Below are 16,375 nucleotides of genomic sequence, written 5' to 3'. Positions count from 1 at the left end.
AATATAAAAATTTAATTTTACGTAAAAAAAGAGCCTTTTTAAAAGCTCTTAAAAAATTATTATTTTTTCTTATGGCAATGATATTCACCGGTTTTACGGTTTGTATGGCAACCTTTACTATTCGTTCTTCCTTTATGTGCAAAACTTACAGTAGATAGTAAAAATGTTGTCAATAAGATAGATACAACTTTTCGTCTCACCATTTATCCTCCTTCTAATAATTTAATGAACCAAAATTAACCCCTCATTTATATAAAAAAATTAATAAATACTTTATTTTCCTTCTTTCAAATCAATTCTTACATTTTTATAATTATGTTTTTGCAATAAACTTAATAAATTATTTCCATTTATCAATGTCAAAGGTTTATCTTTGACAAATTCATAAGAATCCACTCCAAAATCTGATGTAGTAACCAAAATACCTTTTGTAGCCCCTTCATTATGAACTGCTCCATATAAATCTCGAACTGCTGATATTCCTACTAAATTGTTATATCTTTTTGCTTGTATTATGTATTTTCCGCCTTTGATTGGATCAGGGTCAAACATTATTGCATCAACCCCACCATCTCTGCTCGCTTGTGTAGTTTTTACTTCTACTCCATCATTTTCAAATTCTTTTTGAAACAATTCTCTTATTAGGTGTTCAAAATCTTTCCAATCAATATTTGCTATGTTTATACCCTCTATTTTATCACCTATTTCAACATTATCAATAAATCTTTTATCTTCTGTATTTATATTCAATATTGGAGCAACAGGAACTAAGTCATTTAAGTTAGGTTTTGAAATACCTTTTAATTTTCTAAAACAAGTTTTATAATCAACTTGTTCTAGATTTATAACATCAAAATCTTCTTTTTTAGTTTGTAGACTTAATAAACAAAAACTTTGTTCATTTCCAGTTGCTTTATTTATATTTTCTATCCAACCATTAAATACTATTGATTTCACACTATCATTTTCAACTTTTGAATACAATATTTCTACAATTTTTAAAACCAATCCATACAATAATTCATTATACACTTTTTCTTTTTGTTTCTCAGTTATATACGTCTCATTAAATTCATCCCGTGATTTTACATAAGTCATATTTTTTAAATCTGGTATCACATCTATATTCGGCAAAACATAATCTAACACTAATATTTTACTCAACTCGTTATACTCTAAATCATAATCTCCTTCCAAACCTTCATATGGAAATTCTATTGCATCCAAAACTAATTCAAAATATGTTTCAACTGCGTCTTGTTCATTTTTATTATATCTATCATTTAGTTCTTCAACACTTTTATTGTATTTTTCACGTTCATCATAAAAATTAATTTTTCTTTTTTTCCAAATTTCTAATTCTTCATTAAAAGCTTTCGCATTTTCTTCATTGGCTATTTTAGCACTTTCACATTTTACTTTCCATTCTCTTAATTCTTTTTCATATTGCATTTCTTTCTTTCTTTTAACAGAAGGAATTATTCTTGACATAAAAGTTTCTTTATATTCTGGTTTAGGAAATACAATTTTGTCGGATTTTTCTGGACGTTCTTCATCAAATGTATCTTCTCTAATCTGATCCAACAAACTAATTTTATTTTTTATACGCATATGTTTAGCTATTTCTAAAAAAGTATTTCGTTGATTTTCAGCACTTTCTTTCATTTTTTTAGCATAGTTTTGATTACTTTCTACATATTCTTTCTGTAATTGTTTTTGATATTCTTTTTCAGCTTTTGCTTGCTCCCTCTTCATTGTATTTAATTTTTGAATTCGTTCTCTTTCTGCACGTTTTCTACTTCTTTCCGCCTCGCGTGCAGCCTGTTTTAAAATAGTAGTAAAACTTTTTCCACGTCTTGCCATATTATCCCTTTCTTTTATAATTCATCTATTTTTTCTTTTACTTTTTGTATCAAAGTCTCCGCTTCCTTATAGTCGCCATTTTTTAATTTTATATATTCAATTTTTTCCACCATTTCATTTAAAATATTCTTTTGACTTTTAATATCTAATAATTTTAATAAATTTAACATTTCATCATCAATTTTATAATCTTCTATTTCATCACTCCTTCCATCTTCATTATCCATATACCCAATTATTTTATATAACTTACTCAAATCTATTCTATAAAAAGCGGATAAAGCTTTCAAATAAAAAGGATTAGGCTTTTTCTTTTGTCCATTTTCAAGCATAAATATTTCCTTTTTATTCAAATTTGTGTATGCTGCTACCTGCCCATACGAATAATCTTTACTTTCTCTAACTTTTTTTAAGTAATCTCCTAATTCTTTTAATTGTTCGTCTTTTATTCTAAAATCTGACATAACTATCATCCCTTTTTTCTATAATTATACAATATTTTTGTTGTCATTTGATAATTTTTTTGAAAAAGTGTTGACATTTAACAACAAATGATATATAATATCTATGTAAATAAAATTTTACAAAAAAATTTTACTTAATTCGTTGTCAAATGTAAACAAGAGGAGTTGAATAAAATGAGCTACAGTGAAGGATTAAAATACGCAGAAGGAGCAGAAAGAGCAAGAAAAAAAATAATAAGAGAATGGGCAGAAGAAAATTGTTTTGGTTATCCACAACAAGGCATAGCAAAAATGGAATACTATGAAAGCGGTTTTAAAGAACTGAAAAAGAGAATTCCTGATGTAACAGAAGATGAAATAAAAGGTTTTGAATACGACGGAATATATGATGAATATGAATTAAGCCCATCAGAGTACGGAAACGAAGATCTGGTAAAGATTATGGAAAAATCAGATATGATTCACAACGTATCAAAAATAAAATGTGTAATTGCAGGAAGAAAAAGAAAATTTAATTTAGGAGAGATGTAAAATGAAATTTGAAGCATTAGCAATTGTAAACAGCAACAACGAGAAAGTAAAAAAAGAAAGAGAAGCTAAGAAATTAAAAAACAGGATTAAAAGACTATTTAACAAAAAACAACCAAAGCCACTACTCTTTAATCAGAACTGGAAATAAATTGATGTTTTACCAAGCCTATAACAATTACTGTTGTGGGTTTGGATAAGATATTAATAAACAAGATTTTTACAGCCTTTAAAAGCAAGTCTGGTAACAAAAAAAGCATATCAATATATCAAATTAAACTTATCTATAATGCTGTTAAAAATCTAAAATTAGGAGGCTAAATGGAATATAAAAAAGAAGAAAAGCAAGCAATAGAGGAATTTAGAAAACTTAGAGGAAACAATCCACAAGTTTCAGTTACAATTGAACTTGCAAGCCACGGATTCTGGTTAAGAGGATTCAAGAAAACACAAGAGTACTTTAAGCCTGTAAGATATTCAGACTGTGAGGTTTCTTGTATTTATGGAAAAGAAGATGTATTGCAGAAAATTAAAGAATTTAAGTTAAAAATAAAAGAATTAGGAGAGTGATTAAAACGTATAAGAAATTAATAAAAGAACTAAATAATTTAAAAACAGCTGAACTAGGACAGATTGCAAAAAAGTAAAATCAATTTTTAGCAAATACTATTCTGTTGAGGCTTACACATTAGACAAAGACAAAAGAATACTTGAGCTAGAAACAAAAGACAAGAACATAATCAAAGTTAAATTCAAAAAAATAGCAAATAAGAATAAATTTAAAATAGTAAATTGTGAAATAGAAAGAGAGGAGATATGAGCATAAGAGAACAACTTGAAAAAGAAATGGATCAAGAAAAAATTAAGGAACTGGAGGAAAACAGCATTGATAACAACAAAGGATATGATGAAATGGATGATTTTGATACTGACATCAATTTGGATTCAGATTGAAGTTATCAGAGTTAAAGGGCATTGGATAGCAGGAGGCAATGTGGCGTTTCCGTTTTTGGTGGCTATATTGCTGTGGTATCTGCCTAGTAGATTTAAAGATTTTAAAGGAGGATTTAAAAATGTGGATAAAAATTAAAAGTGATTTATATAATTTAGCAAATTTTCATACAATATCGAAAAATAAATTTAAAATAGAGGTTTGGTGTCCTGATGAACTTCTTAATATTCATTTTGATACACAAGAAGAATGCGATAGAGAATTTGAAAGAATCGAACAAATATTGCTGGAGGGGAAAATAGATGCAATATAGAGAAATAAGTTATAAAAACGAAGAAGAGTGGCACGGAATAAGGCAAAAGCATATTGGTGGCTCAGATTGTTCAATAATAATGGGGCATAATCCCTATAATGAAGATATACAGGAATTGTGGCGAATCAAAACAGGAAGAGAAAAGCAAAAAAATATAAGCGATGTTCCAGCAGTAAAAAACGGAATATTGCAAGAGCCACATTTGAGAGGGATTTTTGAATCGCAATATCCTGAATTTGAAGTTAAGACACTTGATAAAACACTTGTATCTCTAAAATATCCGTTTATGGCTGCAAATTTAGATGGTGTATTAAAAAATAAAGCAAGCAAGGAAAAGGGAGTGCTGGAAATAAAAACGGCACGATGCATGAACTGGAAGCAGTTTGAGAGAGATTGGAAAGATGAAGTGCCATTACATTATCATTTACAAGTTCAGCACTACTTAGCTGTGACTGGCTGGAAATTTGCAGTTTTGTTTGCAAATATAAAGTTAGAATGGACCGATGAAAGCATTTTGAAAAAGTTTTATATTGAACGTGACGAGGACGACATAAAGGAAATTATAAAAAAAGAAATATGGTTTAATTCATTTGTAATTAATGACATTGAGCCACCATCAAAAAGAAAATTAGCGATATAGGAGGAAGAATGGGAACACAGGAATTACAAGTAATTGAATTTGAAATAACTGAACTTGTACCAGCGAAAGTAACAAGCAACATTGACGACTTGAAAAGCTTTATGGAAATTGTCAAACAAAAATATGAAGGATGGATTATCACAGAAGATGATATTGATATAGCTAAATCAGAAAGAACTAAATTAAATAAACTTGAAAGAAAAATAAGTGATGAGAGAAAGAAAATACAGAAAAAGGCAAATGCTGATATTGAAACACTTATTGAAAATCTTAAAACTTATGAAAAAGAAGTAAAAGGAATATCAAACTTTATTGGCGAACAGCTTAAAGGATATGATGAAAAAATAAGGGAAGAAAAGAAGGTTGAAGTACAGAAGAAAATAAACAATATCTTTACAAGAAATCCTGGACTGAAAATTTTCCTTGAATGGAACGATAAATGGCTGGATAAATCATTTACTTTCAAGAAAATTGAGAATGAAGTGCAAAAGCAATATGATGAACTGGAGAAAAAACAGGATTTCATAAATTCGCAAATTGAAAAAGCAAATGCAGAAATTCAATTTATGATTACATTTGAAAGTATGAAATTCTTAATGTCTGAAGACTACAATACAATTACTGAAACAATTGAGAACAAAAAGAATGAAATAAAACAAACTGAAGAAAATCTAAGGCAAAAAGCTGAAGAAGAAAAACAAAGAGAACTGGCTGAACTTGAAGCAAAAAAAGAACGTGAAAAAGAGGAAGCAGTCAAAAACGCACAAATCAAGGCTACACAGAAACAAAACAACGAAGACAAAGAAACCCAAAAAACAGCCGTGAACAGCAAGTATTACGATATTACATTAAGATTTCCAAAAGCTCCAAGCCAATTTCTGAAAGACTTTAAAGAATTGGTGGATAGTTACGGATTGGAATATATAAAAATAGAAAGCAAACAAATTTAGGAGGATATAGAAATGGGAAGACTAGGAAACGAAAAACACAAAAATGATGATAAATTAATGGTATTTAGAGTAGGAAATGATGAAGTAAAATTAAGTAATAATCTTGTAAAAAGATATTTGATAAATGGACAGGGAAATGTAACAGATCAGGAAATTATGTATTTTATGAAACTGTGTAAGGCAAGAAATTTAAATCCTTTTGTCAAGGACGCCTATTTAATCAAATATACTGATAAAGACCCTGCAACAGTGGTTGTTGCAAAGGACGCTATCGAAAAAAGGGCAATACAACATTCGCAATATAATGGTAAAAAAGTTGGGATATATGTGGAAAATAAAGAAACTGGAGAATTAATAAAACGTGAAGGCTCTATATTTAGAAAAAATAAAGAAGAATTGGTTGGGGCTTGGTGTACTGTTTATCGAAAAGATTGGGATAACCCTGTTACTGTTGAAGTGAATTTTGATGAATATATAGGAACTAAAAAAGACGGAACACCAAACACAAACTGGAAAAATCGACCAGTTACAATGATAACAAAAGTAGCAAAAGCACAAGCATTAAGAGAAGCGTTTATTGAAGAATTAAGCGGAATGTACGAAGCGGAAGAATCAGGAGTAAATGCAAGCGAATTAGATAATACACCAATTCAAGTAGATGAAAATGAAACTTATGATAAAAGCGATATTGATGACGCTGAAATTGTTGAAGAAAATGATGATAGCGGAGATCCGTTTTAAAAAAAGCAAGGGTTAATTGAGGGTACTTTTTGTAACAAAAAACAGGAGGAGAAAAATATGCGCAAAGATAACATTTTGAGACGAATAAACACTATAATTTCAGATTTAAAATCAATTGAAAGAAAAGTTGAAAACAACGAGATGGAAGCATACGATTTAGAAAAATTATATAGAGAACTTGATAATTTCTTATATATAATAAATCAATTTTAACAGGAGGATTAAAATGGAAAGAGACGATGTATTGGAAATAGAATTTATGACCGTCTGGGATAAATGGGCTTGGAGAATTACTAAGCAGGATGAGGAAGTTTTCCCAAGAGACGACTTTTGTGATGACACTTTGGGCGTATACTGTAACGGCAACCCTGAGTTTATAAAGGGAAGGAACGACTTATTTATATTAAGTGACGAATCGGATACCGAAATAGGCATAAATATTTGTGATGAAGAGCAAAAGAAAATGATTGAGGAAAAAGTTAGATTAATAAATAAAAAATACGGAAAAAGCTGGAGAGCTGAAAAAAGCGGAAAGTATTACTGTATTGACAGCACCTTTGATATTGATAAAAAATATGAAAATTTTAAGGATGAGGATGAGGAAAGATACACTTTCGGAAACTACTTTAAAACAGAAGAAGAAGCAGAGAAGTATGCAGAATATATGAAAAAATGTAGCCTTGAATGGCACGAAAAGAGGGAAGAAAATGAGTAGAGAAATAAAATTTAGGATTTGGGATAAAATAAACAGAATGTGGTTAAGATGCTTTAATGTGAATCTTTTTGATATAGGGGACTTGCCAAATGTAGAACTAATGCAGTATACAGGGCTTAAAGATAAAAATGGCAAAGAAATTTACGAGGGGGATGTGGTAAAATTAGTGCATTTTAAAGATGGTAGAAAAAAAGAAACTGGGAAAGTGATTTTCTTGCATAGTCAAGCAGGTTTCGGAATAATTAACAGGGATGGTAACGAATACCCTTTGTTTAGAAATACTGCTAAACAGATTGAAATAATAGAGAATATTCAGGAGAACAAGAGATGATAAAACACGCCGAAATTTACAAAATCAAAATCGAAAATGAAATAAGGTATGTGGCAAAAATGTATGTCACTTATAGAGACGAAATGATAGATAGTTTTAGCAGCAGCTGTTTAGAAAAAGTTGTTGAATATTTAATAAACAAAGAATACGTTATAACAAATTATTTTGATATGACGGAAACGGAGGGATAATGAAAAAATGGTTCTATGAATACAATGATGTTATGAGGATTATGAACGTCAAAGAGGGTAAGGCTTATGAAATTATAAGGAAATTAAACGAAGAGTTAAGGGAAAAAGGATTTTTGACACAGCGAGGAAGAGTAAACATTAAATACTTTAATGAACGTTACAATATAGGATAGTGATTTTTATGCCAGCATATAAAGATGAAAAAAGCAAAAAATGGTATGTTTCTTTCTATGTAAAAGAAAATGGAACTTCTAAAAAAGTTAAAAAAATGGGATTTAATAAAAAGCAGGAAGCAATGGAATACGAAAGAAATTATATAAACTCTTTTGTATCTGATACCGAAATAATATTTGAAAATTTGTGCAAATCTTATATAATTGATTTGGAAAATAGGCTAAATTTAAATACAATGGAAACAAAAAAATATCTTATCAATAAAAAGATATTACCATTTTTTCAGAAATACAAGATAAAAGAAATAACGCCTTTAATGGTTAGGAAATGGCAAAATGAATTAATGAAAAAAAATTATGCTCAAACTTATCTAAGAACTATTAATAATCAACTTGTTGCTATATTGAATTATGCTGTCAAATTTTATAATTTGAAAAAAAATCCTTGTTTAGCAGCGGGAAATATAGGGAAAAAGAATGCTGATGAAATGAATGTATGGACGGTACAAGAATTTAACCAATTTATAAAGGCGATTGGACATAAAAAAGAATCTGTGGTTGGATTCAATATATTATTTTATACTGGTATTAGAATAGGTGAACTGTTAGCATTAACAATATCAGATATAGATTTTAAAAAACATAAGATAAGGATAAATAAAAGTTTTCAGAGAATAAATAAAACGGATATTATAACTCCTCCGAAAACTCCCAAATCTAAAAGAATCATTGACTGTCCTAAATTTGTTACTGATATGATACAAAGTTTTATTAAAATGTTGTATAAACCTACTCTAAAGACTAGATTATTTGAGGGGTTCACAAAACATAAATTTGAAAATGATATAAATTTTTATGCACTGAAAGCTAACTTAAAAAAAATTAGAGTCCACGATTTAAGACATTCACACGCAACTTTCTTATTATCAAAAGGTGTTAATATAGTATCAGTCTCAAGAAGACTTGGACACGAAAAAGTATCAACCACTTTAGATATATATTCACACGTATTAAAAGAAGACAATGATTTAATAAAAAACATACTAGATAATTTATGAAAAACGGTACTAAAAAGGTACTGTTTTTTTGTAAAAACATTTAAAATTTAAAATTTTTAATTTTTTTTGGTAAAATAAAAGCAAGTAAAAATAAGTATTTAAACTAAAAAAAGAATTAAAGTTGTAGAGTGGGAGTAGATAAAATAAAGTATATTAAATACTTATTTATATAAATTCAAGAAAATTTTTTTCAAACAAATATTAAAGTTAAATAATTTATATAGAGGATTATTAATTATGAAAAATGAAAAACAAATAGAGAACAAACTTATCAAAAAATTGATAGATTTAAAATATGTTTATCGTGAAGATATTAGAGATAAATTTTCCTTAAAAGAAAATTTCAGAAAGCATTTTGAAAGATTGAACCGAGTAAAATTAAGTGATTCTGAATTTATAAGATTATATGATAGTATAATAAATCCAGATGTTTTTGAGAATGCAAAAAAGCTTAGAGAAATAAATACTTTTAAAAGAGACGATGATACGCCTTTACAATATACTCTTGTGAATCTTAAAAACTGGTGCAAAAATGAATTTGAAGTAATTAATCAGCTACGTATTAACACAGAAAATAGTAACCATCGTTATGATGTAATTTTGCTTATTAATGGTATTCCAGTAGTTCAGATTGAATTAAAGACTTTACAAATCACACCTAAAAAAGCAATGGAACAAATAGTGAATTATAAAAATGATTTGGGAAATGGATATACAAATTCTCTGCTTTGTTTCATTCAGCTTTTTATTGTTAGCAATGAAACTAATACCTATTATTTTGCCAATAATCGCAAGGAGCATTTTTCATTTAATGCAGATGAGAGATTTTTGCCTATTTATGAATTTGCAGATCAGAAGAACAACAAAATAACCAATCTATATGAATTTGCGAATTGTTTTTTACCTAAGTGTACTATTGGAGAACTTATTAGTAGATATATGGTTTTAGTAGTGAGTGAGCAAAAATTGTTGATTATGCGACCATATCAGGTTTATGCTGTGAAGGCTATTGTGGATTGTATTGAGGAAAATCGAGGTAATGGATATATTTGGCATACTACAGGTAGTGGCAAAACTCTTACATCATTTAAGACATCAACACTTTTGAAAGATAATCCAGATATTGAAAAGTGCTTGTTTGTTGTGGATAGAAAAGATTTAGATAGACAGACTCGTATAGAATTTAATAAGTTTCAAGAAGGATGTGTGGAAGAAAATACAAATACAGAAAGTTTAGTTAAGCGTCTCACATCTGATGATTATAAGGATAAAGTGATAGTTACTACCATTCAAAAACTTGGACTTGCACTTGATGATGATAGTAAGCGTAATCAAGAAAAAAGAAAAAGAGGCGAATTGACTTTCAAAGAAAGGCTACTAAAGCTTCAAGATAAGCGTATGGCGATTATTTTTGATGAATGCCATCGTTCACAATTTGGAGATAATCATGAAGCAATAAAGACTTTCTTCCCCAAAGCACAATTGTTTGGTTTTACGGGTACACCAATTTTTGAAGAAAACTCAAATTATAAACAAGTCGATGGAACAATTGGTTCTTATAAAACCACAAAGGATGTATTTGAAAAGGAACTTCATTCTTACACTATCACAAATGCGATTGATGATGGCAATGTTTTACGTTTTCACATTGATTATTTTAAGCCTGATGATACTCATATTGCAGCAAAAGCAGATACAAAGATAAGCAAAAGGAAAATTGTAGAAGCTATTTTGTCCAAGCATGATGCGGCAACATATAGTAGACGGTATAACGCTATTTTTGCAACAGCAAGTATCAATGAAGCAATAGAGTACTATGATTTATTTAATGAGATACAGAAAGAATACTTAGATTTAGATGAAGGTTTTATTCCATTGAATATTTCTTGCGTTTTTTCGCCTCCGGCTGAAGGCAATAAAGATGTGAAACAACTGCAAGAGGATCTTGCACAAGAAAAAGAAGATAATAAACAAGAGCCAGACAAGAAAAAAGAAGCCTTAAGGAGAATTATTGACGACTATAATTCAAAATACAAAACAAATCATACTATCAACGACTTTGATTTGTATTATCAAGATGTACAAAAACGGATAAAAGACCAACAATATCCAAATGCGGATTATCCACATGAAAACAAAATAGATATTGTTATTGTTGTAGATATGCTTTTGACAGGCTTTGATTCTAAATATTTAAATACTTTATATGTAGATAAAAACTTGAAGCAACATGGATTGATTCAAGCCTTTTCAAGAACTAATCGTGTGCTTAATGCCACTAAACCTTATGGCAATATTATTGATTTTAGAGGACATGAAGATGAAGTTGATGCAGCGATTAGATTGTTTTCAGGAAAAGAAAACAGCGAAAAGGTTAAAGAAATTTGGCTTGTAGATCCGGCTCCTACTATGATTAAAAAGTTGGGAAAAGCAGTAGATGAACTTGAACAGTTTATGAAGGCACAAGGACTTGAGTGTAAGCCTGAAGCAGTAACTAATCTTAAAGGTGATACGGCTCGTGCCATGTTTATTGATAAATTTAAACAAATACAGAAACTCAAAACCCAACTTAATCAATACACAGATATAAAAGAGGAGCAAGTAGCTACTATTGAGGCTTTATTACCAGAAGATACAGTTCGAGCATTTAGGGGGGCATATTTAGATATTGCAGGAAGATTAAAAGATGAACAGGAAAAAGATAGTCATAATGTATCTCCTGAAGTAGAGCAATTGGACTTTGAATTTGTGTTATTTGCATCTGCCGTTATTGATTATGATTATATTATGGCACTTATTTCTCAATATACTCAATCAAACGTGCCGAAGAAAGAAAAAATGACGAAAAAAGAATTGATTGATTTGATTGCTTCTACTTCTAACCTTATGGATGAAAGAAAAGATATTGAAGAGTATATAGAAGAGCTTGATAGATTTATTAAGTCTTCAAAAGAGAATAAAGGCTTAAGTGAAAAGGAAGTAATGGAGGGATACCAGAAATTTAAATCTGAAAAAATTTTTAAGAAGCTGATTTCCATATCTGAAAAGTATGGGATTGAGTCTGGCTCTTTAGAGGCTTTTGTTAATGGAATTATGGAAAGAATGATTTTTGATGGAGAAAAATTGATTGATTTACTTGAACCTCTGAATCTTAGTTGGAGAGAACGAACACAAAAAGAATTGGAGCTTATGGATGACTTAGTTCCGTTATTAAAGAAAATGGCAGATGGACGAGAGATTGTGGGGTTAAAAGCGTATGAATAAAAATATTAAAGGTGTAATTCCTAAATGGAGATTTGAAAGTTTTGATAGTTATCCAAAGTGGGATATCAAAAAATTGGGTTGCCTCATGGAACCAATTAAAGAGCGTGCTGGAGATAAAAAATATGTTCTTATGAGCGTAAGTAACATCTGGAGTGGGACTTATTCCACAGGTTGAAAAATTTGGGAGAGAAATAGCAGGAAATTCATATAAAAATTACTATGTAATTCGGAAAAATGATTTTGCATATAATAAAAGTTCAACTAAAGAATTTCCAGAAGGATATATATCAATGCTCAAAGAATATGAAGAAGCTGCGATTCCAAATAGTATTTTTACTTGTTTTAGAGTTATTGATGATGAATACGAACCTCTATTTTTTGACCAACTTTTTAACACGAATTATCATGGAAAATGGTTAAGAAAATATATTGAAATTGGAGCCAGAGCTCATGGAGCATTAAGTATTGACACTAAGCATTTGTGGAATATGCCTGTTGCTGTGCCAAAACTACCAGAACAACAAAAAATTGCGAATTGTTTATCTTCTATTGATGATCTTATTTCTACCGAAGAAAAGAAATTATCATTGCTGAATGACTATAAAAAAGGCTGGATGCAAAAGCTATTTCCAGCAGAAAGAAAGACAGTTCCAGAATGGAGATTCACGGAGTTTCAAAATAATGAAGAGTGGGAAACTGCGAAGCTAATAAATATTGCAGATTATAGGAGAGGAAGTTTCCCACAGCCATATGGTCTGGCAAAATGGTATGATGAATTTAATGGAATGCCTTTTATTCAAGTATTTGATGTAGATGATAATATGCGATTGAAAGCAACTACAAAAAATAAAATTAGTAAATTAGCTTCAAAACAAAGTGTATTTATTGGAAAGGGAACTTTAATAGTAACTTTACAAGGCTCGATAGGTCGTGTTGCTATTACACAATATGATGCATATATAGATAGAACATTGCTATTATTTGAAAAGTTTTATAGGGATATTGATAAAGTTTTTTTTGCATATATTATTCAACGGTTATTTGAAATAAAAAAGCAAAGTGCTCCAGGCGGAATAATAAAAACAATTACAAAACAAGCTTTGAGCGAATTTACAGTTAAACTACCAGAAAGACCTGAACAAGAAAAAATTGCCGATTTTTTATCTGGGATAGATGATCTAATAAGTACTCAAACAGATAGAATCGAAGCATTAAAACAACATAAAAAAGCATTAATGCAAGGATTATTTCCTGATATTGAGGAGGTATTGTAATGGACTATATTTCAGATGAAAATGTCAAAAATCTGGCACAACAACTTATTAAGATCAATGAAAACATTATATTGATTTTTGCATTTAATGGTACTGGTAAAACAAGACTTTCAGTAGAATATAAAAATGTTACTAAAAAAAAGAACGATGGAAGTCATTCGGGTGTGTACTACAATGCTTATAGTGAAGACTTATTTATTTGGAATAATGATGCGAAAAACATAGGGGAATCTATTAAGTTAAATATTATATATTCCAATCTTAATCAGTATCATTCATCGATTGATGAAGAAAAACTTAGAGAAAAGCTTTCAGCCTATAAACCAAAATTTGACTTTAAATTTAACTTTAATAGCGATATTGCTCTTGGAATTGAATCAATTAGTTTTTATCCTTTGACAGAAGAAAATGAACTGGATCCAATAAAAATTTCTCGCGGGGAGCAGCAGATTTTTATCTGGTGTTTATTCCTTACTATGTTTGATATTCAAGGTTGGACAGGTCAGCAAAATAGTCATTTTTTTATTGATGATCCTGTTTCAAGTTTAGACGATCATAATATTTTTGTAACAGCATCAACAATAATGAATCTAATTGAAGATCATTATGATAAAAGGAAGATAATAATTACTACTCATCATGTGGGCTTTTTTTCGATTTTAGTAGACTGGTTAACAAAAGGTGAAAAAGCATCTTCATACAAAAAGAAGACAAAGATGTTAATCTTAAAAAATTCAAATGGTAAATTGAATTTTATTTCTTGCAAAAAAGATGTATTTTTATATCATCTTGAATTATTGCAAATTTTGAAACACGCAATTGATGATAAAAAATTGTTTGCTTATCATTTCGCAATATTAAGACAGGTTTTGGAAAATATTTCTTCTTTTCTTGGTGTCGGTAGGATATCATATGTGCTTGAACAGATTGGAATAGAAGATGTTGATGATGTAGCAAGAATAGTCAATACATTATCTCATAAAACCGTTTTTCGTTACGAAGCTAAGGAATTGGTTCCGGATAATGAGGAAATATTCTTAAATATATTCAATAAATTGCAAAATAAATATAATTTTATACTACATGTGCGAGGTGTTAATAATGAATGACGTAAAACAAAAACAATTAGGATCAGCCCTTTGGGGAATCGCCGATAAACTTAGAGGCACTATGAATGCGGATGACTTTCGTGACTATATGTTATCCTTCCTCTTTTTAAGATATCTTTCAGACAATTATGAAACTGCGGCAAATAAGGAGCTTAGCAAAGACTATACAGATTGTGAGAAAGAAATTGAAAATATAAAAAATAGTGGAAACATAGATAAGGTTATAGCTGAGTTAAAATTAAAGATAACAGATTATTTTAATACATTGCCTGTAAGTAAGCTACCCATAAAGGAAAATGAGACAAATCACGAGATTATTAAAAGAGTAAGACAAAATCTTGTTGATGAATATGCCAGTTTACTTAAAAGTCAGAAGATAACTCCTTTGAGTTTATGGTATATCAATAATTTGGATCAAGTATCCTTTTTTGAAAAGCAGATGCGCAAAAAGGTTCATTTTGTCATTAAGCCACAGTACTTATGGAGTAATATTTATGAGTTATCTCGAACACAAAATAATCAACTTTTGAAGACTTTGCAAGCTGGTTTTAAATTTATTGAAAATGAATCGTTTGATAGTACATTTCATGGACTATTTTCAGAGGTGAATCTTGATTCGGATAAATTAGGTAAAAATTATCAATCACGTAATGAAATGCTTTGCTCAATAATAACAGAAATTGCTGAAAAACTTGACGAGTTTACTAATGAGGTAGATTTGTTAGGTAATGCTTATGAGTATCTCATAGGACAATTCGCAGCAGGTTCGGGTAAAAAAGCTGGAGAATTTTATACCCCACAGCAGATTTCTAATATTCTTTCTAGAATTGTTATATTGGATAGCCAAAAACCAGAATTAGGAAAAAGAAAATTTATTAATAATTTGTTGGATTTCGCATGTGGTTCCGGTTCATTACTTATCAATGTAAAGAAACATCTTGAACCGAATAGTATAAGCCAAATATATGGACAAGAGAAAAATATAACAACATATAACCTTGCACGAATGAATATGCTATTACATGGGTTTAAGGATTCGGAGTTTCAAATTTTTCATGGTGATTCTCTACTTAATGATTGGTCGTTGCTGAATGAAATGAATCCAGCAAAAAAATTAGAGTGTGATGCTGTAGTAGCAAATCCTCCTTTTAGTTATCGATGGAAACCAGACGATACACTTGCTGAAGATTTTCGTTTTAAAAGTTATGGACTTGCACCAAAGTCGGCAGCTGATTTTGCATTCTTGTTACATGGGTTTCATTTTTTGAGTAAAAATGGAACAATGGCGATTATCCTACCTCATGGAGTATTGTTCAGAGGGGGTGCAGAGGAGAAGATAAGGACAAAACTTTTGAAAGATAATAATATTGATGCGGTAATTGGATTGCCAGCTAATTTATTCTTTTCGACAGGAATACCGGTTTGCATTCTTGTATTGAAAAAATGCAAGAAACCTGATGATGTGCTATTTATCAATGCAAGTGAATATTATGAAAAAGGGAAAAGACAAAATGTTCTTTTGCCTGAACATATAGACAAGATTGTTGAGACATATCAGTTCCGTAAGGAAGATGATAAAAAATACTCTCGACGTGTATCTATGGAAGAAATTGAGAAAAATGGATATAACTTAAATATTTCTCGATATGTTAGCACAGTTCCTGAAGAAGAAATCATTGACATTGAAAAAGTAGCAAAACAACTAAGAGAAATAGAAGATGATATTAAAACTGCAAAAGACAAGCATAATAAATTTTTAGAAGAGCTTGCTCTTGAACAACTACCATAGTTTTTTATAACTTTAAAAAT

Annotated in this window: 23 protein-coding genes; 20 read left to right on the top strand and 3 right to left on the bottom strand. The window is 29.7% G+C overall.

Annotated features, from left to right (window positions below; translation table 11 throughout):
- Positions 1 to 59 precede the first annotated feature (59 nt).
- The 3 genes from ACZ5B9_RS02175 to ACZ5B9_RS02165 all read right to left on the bottom strand — a co-directional run bounded on the left by ACZ5B9_RS02175 (position 60) and on the right by ACZ5B9_RS02165 (position 2,327).
- Positions 60 to 203: a YHYH domain-containing protein gene (locus tag ACZ5B9_RS02175; protein ID WP_464423165.1), complete on the bottom strand. Its 144-nt coding sequence runs from the start codon at positions 201 to 203 to the stop codon at positions 60 to 62.
- Between the two features lie 70 nt (positions 204 to 273).
- Positions 274 to 1,863: a restriction endonuclease gene (locus tag ACZ5B9_RS02170; RefSeq protein ID WP_464423164.1), complete on the bottom strand. Its 1,590-nt coding sequence runs from the start codon at positions 1,861 to 1,863 to the stop codon at positions 274 to 276.
- A 14-nt stretch (positions 1,864 to 1,877) separates the two neighbouring features.
- Entirely contained in the window at positions 1,878 to 2,327 is a 450-nt protein-coding gene (locus ACZ5B9_RS02165) for a helix-turn-helix domain-containing protein (protein ID WP_464423163.1), read from the bottom strand.
- Between the two features lie 174 nt (positions 2,328 to 2,501).
- Here ACZ5B9_RS02165 and ACZ5B9_RS02160 point away from each other — a divergent pair, with 174 nt between their 5' ends.
- From ACZ5B9_RS02160 to ACZ5B9_RS02065, 20 genes are all read left to right on the top strand, one after another.
- Positions 2,502 to 2,858, top strand: a complete 357-nt coding sequence (locus tag ACZ5B9_RS02160; protein WP_464423162.1) for a hypothetical protein — start codon at positions 2,502 to 2,504, stop codon at positions 2,856 to 2,858.
- Between the two features lies 1 nt (position 2,859).
- Positions 2,860 to 3,006, top strand: a complete 147-nt coding sequence (locus ACZ5B9_RS02155) for a hypothetical protein (RefSeq protein WP_464423161.1) — start codon at positions 2,860 to 2,862, stop codon at positions 3,004 to 3,006.
- A gap of 170 nt (positions 3,007 to 3,176) precedes the next feature.
- The gene (locus tag ACZ5B9_RS02150; RefSeq protein WP_464423160.1) at positions 3,177 to 3,425 is read left to right on the top strand and encodes a hypothetical protein; all 249 of its coding nucleotides are present in this window, start codon (positions 3,177 to 3,179) and stop codon (positions 3,423 to 3,425) included.
- 246 nt (positions 3,426 to 3,671) lie between these two features.
- Positions 3,672 to 3,809 carry a hypothetical protein gene (locus tag ACZ5B9_RS02145; RefSeq protein ID WP_464423159.1) on the top strand — a complete coding sequence of 46 codons (138 nt, stop codon included), beginning with the start codon at positions 3,672 to 3,674 and terminating at the stop codon, positions 3,807 to 3,809.
- Positions 3,772 to 3,945: a hypothetical protein gene (locus ACZ5B9_RS02140; RefSeq protein WP_464423158.1), complete on the top strand. Its 174-nt coding sequence runs from the start codon at positions 3,772 to 3,774 to the stop codon at positions 3,943 to 3,945. Before ACZ5B9_RS02145 ends, ACZ5B9_RS02140 begins: the two co-directional genes overlap by 38 nt.
- Positions 3,929 to 4,120 (top strand): hypothetical protein, encoded by a 192-nt coding sequence (locus tag ACZ5B9_RS02135; RefSeq protein ID WP_464423157.1) that lies wholly within the window; start codon positions 3,929 to 3,931, stop codon positions 4,118 to 4,120. Before ACZ5B9_RS02140 ends, ACZ5B9_RS02135 begins: the two co-directional genes overlap by 17 nt.
- Positions 4,110 to 4,760 (top strand): lambda-exonuclease family protein, encoded by a 651-nt coding sequence (locus ACZ5B9_RS02130; RefSeq protein WP_464423156.1) that lies wholly within the window; start codon positions 4,110 to 4,112, stop codon positions 4,758 to 4,760. Before ACZ5B9_RS02135 ends, ACZ5B9_RS02130 begins: the two co-directional genes overlap by 11 nt.
- Before the next feature lie 8 nt (positions 4,761 to 4,768).
- On the top strand, positions 4,769 to 5,710 hold the full coding sequence (locus ACZ5B9_RS02125) for a DUF1351 domain-containing protein (RefSeq protein ID WP_464423155.1): 942 nt from the start codon (positions 4,769 to 4,771) through the stop codon (positions 5,708 to 5,710).
- Positions 5,711 to 5,722: 12 nt separating this feature from the next.
- Positions 5,723 to 6,451, top strand: a complete 729-nt coding sequence (gene bet / locus ACZ5B9_RS02120; protein ID WP_464423154.1) for a phage recombination protein Bet — start codon at positions 5,723 to 5,725, stop codon at positions 6,449 to 6,451.
- Positions 6,452 to 6,508: 57 nt separating this feature from the next.
- Positions 6,509 to 6,664: a hypothetical protein gene (locus tag ACZ5B9_RS02115; protein WP_464423153.1), complete on the top strand. Its 156-nt coding sequence runs from the start codon at positions 6,509 to 6,511 to the stop codon at positions 6,662 to 6,664.
- 13 nt (positions 6,665 to 6,677) lie between these two features.
- A complete protein-coding gene (locus ACZ5B9_RS02110) occupies positions 6,678 to 7,166 on the top strand; it encodes a hypothetical protein (RefSeq protein ID WP_464423152.1) in 489 nt (162 codons plus the stop codon).
- The gene (locus ACZ5B9_RS02105) at positions 7,159 to 7,497 is read left to right on the top strand and encodes a YopX family protein (RefSeq protein ID WP_464423151.1); all 339 of its coding nucleotides are present in this window, start codon (positions 7,159 to 7,161) and stop codon (positions 7,495 to 7,497) included. The genes ACZ5B9_RS02110 and ACZ5B9_RS02105 overlap by 8 nt, the downstream gene beginning before the upstream one ends.
- Positions 7,494 to 7,688 carry a hypothetical protein gene (locus tag ACZ5B9_RS02100; protein ID WP_464423150.1) on the top strand — a complete coding sequence of 65 codons (195 nt, stop codon included), beginning with the start codon at positions 7,494 to 7,496 and terminating at the stop codon, positions 7,686 to 7,688. The genes ACZ5B9_RS02105 and ACZ5B9_RS02100 overlap by 4 nt, the downstream gene beginning before the upstream one ends.
- Positions 7,688 to 7,861 (top strand): transcriptional regulator, encoded by a 174-nt coding sequence (locus tag ACZ5B9_RS02095; protein ID WP_071124699.1) that lies wholly within the window; start codon positions 7,688 to 7,690, stop codon positions 7,859 to 7,861. Before ACZ5B9_RS02100 ends, ACZ5B9_RS02095 begins: the two co-directional genes overlap by 1 nt.
- A gap of 8 nt (positions 7,862 to 7,869) precedes the next feature.
- Positions 7,870 to 8,919: a site-specific integrase gene (locus tag ACZ5B9_RS02090; RefSeq protein WP_464423149.1), complete on the top strand. Its 1,050-nt coding sequence runs from the start codon at positions 7,870 to 7,872 to the stop codon at positions 8,917 to 8,919.
- Between the two features lie 237 nt (positions 8,920 to 9,156).
- A complete protein-coding gene (locus ACZ5B9_RS02085; protein ID WP_464423148.1) occupies positions 9,157 to 12,183 on the top strand; it encodes a type I restriction endonuclease subunit R in 3,027 nt (1,008 codons plus the stop codon).
- Complete coding sequence (locus ACZ5B9_RS02080; RefSeq protein WP_464423147.1) at positions 12,176 to 12,358, top strand: hypothetical protein; 183 nt, start codon at positions 12,176 to 12,178, stop codon at positions 12,356 to 12,358. The genes ACZ5B9_RS02085 and ACZ5B9_RS02080 overlap by 8 nt, the downstream gene beginning before the upstream one ends.
- On the top strand, positions 12,336 to 13,457 hold the full coding sequence (locus ACZ5B9_RS02075) for a restriction endonuclease subunit S (RefSeq protein ID WP_464423146.1): 1,122 nt from the start codon (positions 12,336 to 12,338) through the stop codon (positions 13,455 to 13,457). Before ACZ5B9_RS02080 ends, ACZ5B9_RS02075 begins: the two co-directional genes overlap by 23 nt.
- A complete protein-coding gene (locus tag ACZ5B9_RS02070; protein WP_464423145.1) occupies positions 13,457 to 14,566 on the top strand; it encodes an AAA family ATPase in 1,110 nt (369 codons plus the stop codon). The genes ACZ5B9_RS02075 and ACZ5B9_RS02070 overlap by 1 nt, the downstream gene beginning before the upstream one ends.
- Positions 14,559 to 16,355, top strand: a complete 1,797-nt coding sequence (locus ACZ5B9_RS02065) for a type I restriction-modification system subunit M (protein WP_464423144.1) — start codon at positions 14,559 to 14,561, stop codon at positions 16,353 to 16,355. Before ACZ5B9_RS02070 ends, ACZ5B9_RS02065 begins: the two co-directional genes overlap by 8 nt.
- Positions 16,356 to 16,375: the final 20 nt, after the last annotated feature.

The sequence above is a fragment of the Leptotrichia sp. SK-5 genome, from assembly GCF_055387215.1.
Note: the sequence above shows the minus strand (reverse complement) of the source record. Positions and strands in the feature narration are given on the sequence as shown.

What these genes read in the sequence shown, in the direction of transcription:
- ACZ5B9_RS02095 (WP_071124699.1), top strand. Translation starts at nt 7,688, where the DNA reads ATGAAAAAATGGTTCTATGAATACAATGATGTTATGAGGATTATGAAC.
- ACZ5B9_RS02145 (WP_464423159.1), top strand. Translation starts at nt 3,672, where the DNA reads ATGAGCATAAGAGAACAACTTGAAAAAGAAATGGATCAAGAAAAAATT.
- ACZ5B9_RS02105 (WP_464423151.1), top strand. Translation starts at nt 7,159, where the DNA reads ATGAGTAGAGAAATAAAATTTAGGATTTGGGATAAAATAAACAGAATG.
- ACZ5B9_RS02130 (WP_464423156.1), top strand. Translation starts at nt 4,110, where the DNA reads ATGCAATATAGAGAAATAAGTTATAAAAACGAAGAAGAGTGGCACGGA.
- ACZ5B9_RS02090 (WP_464423149.1), top strand. Translation starts at nt 7,870, where the DNA reads ATGCCAGCATATAAAGATGAAAAAAGCAAAAAATGGTATGTTTCTTTC.
- ACZ5B9_RS02150 (WP_464423160.1), top strand. Translation starts at nt 3,177, where the DNA reads ATGGAATATAAAAAAGAAGAAAAGCAAGCAATAGAGGAATTTAGAAAA.
- ACZ5B9_RS02065 (WP_464423144.1), top strand. Translation starts at nt 14,559, where the DNA reads ATGAATGACGTAAAACAAAAACAATTAGGATCAGCCCTTTGGGGAATC.
- ACZ5B9_RS02125 (WP_464423155.1), top strand. Translation starts at nt 4,769, where the DNA reads ATGGGAACACAGGAATTACAAGTAATTGAATTTGAAATAACTGAACTT.
- ACZ5B9_RS02135 (WP_464423157.1), top strand. Translation starts at nt 3,929, where the DNA reads ATGTGGATAAAAATTAAAAGTGATTTATATAATTTAGCAAATTTTCAT.
- ACZ5B9_RS02100 (WP_464423150.1), top strand. Translation starts at nt 7,494, where the DNA reads ATGATAAAACACGCCGAAATTTACAAAATCAAAATCGAAAATGAAATA.
- ACZ5B9_RS02085 (WP_464423148.1), top strand. Translation starts at nt 9,157, where the DNA reads ATGAAAAATGAAAAACAAATAGAGAACAAACTTATCAAAAAATTGATA.
- ACZ5B9_RS02155 (WP_464423161.1), top strand. Translation starts at nt 2,860, where the DNA reads ATGAAATTTGAAGCATTAGCAATTGTAAACAGCAACAACGAGAAAGTA.
- ACZ5B9_RS02170 (WP_464423164.1), bottom strand. Translation starts at nt 1,863, where the DNA reads ATGGCAAGACGTGGAAAAAGTTTTACTACTATTTTAAAACAGGCTGCA.
- bet (WP_464423154.1), top strand. Translation starts at nt 5,723, where the DNA reads ATGGGAAGACTAGGAAACGAAAAACACAAAAATGATGATAAATTAATG.
- ACZ5B9_RS02080 (WP_464423147.1), top strand. Translation starts at nt 12,176, where the DNA reads ATGAATAAAAATATTAAAGGTGTAATTCCTAAATGGAGATTTGAAAGT.
- ACZ5B9_RS02070 (WP_464423145.1), top strand. Translation starts at nt 13,457, where the DNA reads ATGGACTATATTTCAGATGAAAATGTCAAAAATCTGGCACAACAACTT.
- ACZ5B9_RS02175 (WP_464423165.1), bottom strand. Translation starts at nt 203, where the DNA reads ATGGTGAGACGAAAAGTTGTATCTATCTTATTGACAACATTTTTACTA.
- ACZ5B9_RS02140 (WP_464423158.1), top strand. Translation starts at nt 3,772, where the DNA reads ATGATTTTGATACTGACATCAATTTGGATTCAGATTGAAGTTATCAGA.
- ACZ5B9_RS02165 (WP_464423163.1), bottom strand. Translation starts at nt 2,327, where the DNA reads ATGTCAGATTTTAGAATAAAAGACGAACAATTAAAAGAATTAGGAGAT.
- ACZ5B9_RS02160 (WP_464423162.1), top strand. Translation starts at nt 2,502, where the DNA reads ATGAGCTACAGTGAAGGATTAAAATACGCAGAAGGAGCAGAAAGAGCA.
- ACZ5B9_RS02115 (WP_464423153.1), top strand. Translation starts at nt 6,509, where the DNA reads ATGCGCAAAGATAACATTTTGAGACGAATAAACACTATAATTTCAGAT.
- ACZ5B9_RS02110 (WP_464423152.1), top strand. Translation starts at nt 6,678, where the DNA reads ATGGAAAGAGACGATGTATTGGAAATAGAATTTATGACCGTCTGGGAT.